At 55.4% G+C, this 249-nt stretch carries 1 tRNA gene and 1 rRNA gene; both read right to left on the bottom strand.

From position 1 onward, the window contains the following. Positions 1 to 5: 5 nt before the first annotated feature. Positions 6 to 82, bottom strand: a tRNA-Ile gene (locus tag ACHAC9_RS24670). A 75-nt stretch (positions 83 to 157) separates the two neighbouring features. Beyond that, positions 158 to 249, bottom strand: a 16S ribosomal RNA gene (locus ACHAC9_RS24665); the annotation flags it as partial.

Raw genomic sequence — 249 nt, 5'->3', positions numbered from 1 at the left:
CGGTCTGGTAGGGCTGGTTGGACTCGAACCAACGACCCCCGCGTTATCAACACGGTGCTCTAACCAGCTGAGCTACAGCCCCGAAACTGTGTTCTTTGTTCAACAGTCGATAAGTGTGAGCGTTCAATGACTGGACTCTCGTCCGGTGCTACTCTAGAAAGGAGGTGATCCAGCCGCACCTTCCGATACGGCTACCTTGTTACGACTTCACCCCAGTCACGAATCCTACCGTGGTAAGCGCCCCCCTTG

Origin of the sequence: Massilia sp. CMS3.1 (assembly GCF_051262535.1) — a bacterium.
Classification (GTDB): Bacteria; Pseudomonadota; Gammaproteobacteria; order Burkholderiales; family Burkholderiaceae_D; genus Telluria.
The sequence above is the reverse complement of the archived record's forward strand: the minus strand, read 5'-3'. Positions and strand labels throughout refer to the sequence as shown.